The 1321-nt window shown below is 64.3% G+C and carries 2 protein-coding genes; one reads left to right on the forward strand and one right to left on the reverse strand.

Going from position 1 to position 1321, the window contains the following annotated elements; all coding sequences use genetic code 11:
- A partial coding sequence (locus tag EOA33_RS35990; RefSeq protein ID WP_210212651.1) for a sulfatase-like hydrolase/transferase occupies positions 1 to 279 on the reverse strand: 279 nt, incomplete at its 3' end.
- A gap of 109 nt (positions 280 to 388) precedes the next feature.
- Here EOA33_RS35990 and EOA33_RS35995 point away from each other — a divergent pair.
- Positions 389 to 1285 carry a LysR substrate-binding domain-containing protein gene (locus EOA33_RS35995; protein WP_189375240.1) on the forward strand — a complete coding sequence of 299 codons (897 nt, stop codon included), beginning with the start codon at positions 389 to 391 and terminating at the stop codon, positions 1283 to 1285.
- The last annotated feature ends 36 nt before the right edge of the window (positions 1286 to 1321 follow it).

The following is a 1321-nucleotide window of genomic DNA, read 5'->3' on the forward strand; positions in this document are numbered from 1 at the left end:
GTCTCCCGCGCGCGCCAGCGCCTGCCACAGATTGGGCAGCCGCTCGTCGAGCGCCACGCCGTTGCGCCACAGGCCGTGGTGGCGCGGATAGAGCCCGGTCGCCATTGTCGCGCGGCTCGGCGAACAGATCTGGTTGGGGGTGAAGTGGCGGTGGAAGGTCGCGCCGCGCGCCGCTATGTGGTCGATGTTGATCGTGTGGGCAACGCGATTGCCAGTGACCGAGAGCGCGTCGTAGCGCATCTGATCGGCGCAGATGAAGATGAGGTTGGCTCGCTTCACGACGGCTCCGTCCGTTTCTGCCTGGCGCATAGCTAGGGCCGGAAACCGAGCGGAATCAAAGATCAAGATTTTCGTCCGGTATGTGCTAAACCTATACCGGGAGAAAGAGATGCGCTTTTCCGGACTTAGCGTTCGCCAGCTCGAGGCCTTCGAGGCAACGATGGTGGCCGGCTCGGTGTCGGGCGCAGCGGCGGCGCTCAACATATCGCAGCCGAGCGTCAGCCGCCTGCTGCAGGAACTGGAGATCGATACCGGGCTGAGCCTGTTCGACCGCTCGCACGGCCGGCTGGTGCCGACAGAGCAGGGCCTGCTGTTCTATGGCGAGGTCGGCAAGACCTTCCACGGCGCGCGCAACCTGATCATGGCCGCGCAGGAGATCCGCGAGCTGAAGCGCGGCGTCGTTCGCATCGGCACCCTGGCGGCGTTGTCCTTCCACATCGTGCCGGAAGCAATCCGGCAGTTGAGAACCCGTTTTCCGGAAGCGAGAACCACGATCGCGGTGCGCAGCTCGACGGAGATCGTCGCCTCCGTCGCCTCACGCCTGACCGACGTCGGGGTGGTGGACGCCGGCGTTTCCTTCCTGGACACCAGATGCGTGGCCACCTTCGAGCGCAACAGTGTGTGCGTGATGGATGAAACCCATCCGCTTGCCGGTCGCGAGCGGATCCGGCTCGAGGATTTCAAGCTCTATCCCTTCGTCTCGCTCGGCGAGCTCTATTTCCGGCGCAACCGCGACGGCGCCAAGCTGCTGGAAGCGACCGCCGCCAATACGGTCGCCGACATCTTCCAGTCTTTCCTGGCCTGCGCGCTAGTCAGGGGCAGTCCTTCGCTCGCGGTCGTCGATCCGTTCACAGCGGGCTTCTATTCCGAGTTCGGGCTGGTGCTGAAAGAGATCGATCTCGACATACCGTTTCGCACTTCGATCCTGGTCAATGACCGGTCAGCGACCGGAGCGGCGGCGGGCAAAGTCATCGAGGCAATGACGGACTTGATCGGCCCCGGCTGAACATGACTGGCCGCCGCTCGGCCTGCTGCCTATCTC

Origin of the sequence: Mesorhizobium sp. M4A.F.Ca.ET.050.02.1.1, assembly GCF_003997725.1 — a bacterium.
In the GTDB taxonomy this organism is placed as follows: Bacteria; Pseudomonadota; Alphaproteobacteria; order Rhizobiales; family Rhizobiaceae; genus Mesorhizobium.

Excerpts from the sequence above, each read along its gene's own strand:
- EOA33_RS35995 (WP_189375240.1), top strand. The coding sequence starts at position 389 with ATGCGCTTTTCCGGACTTAGCGTTCGCCAGCTCGAGGCCTTCGAGGCA.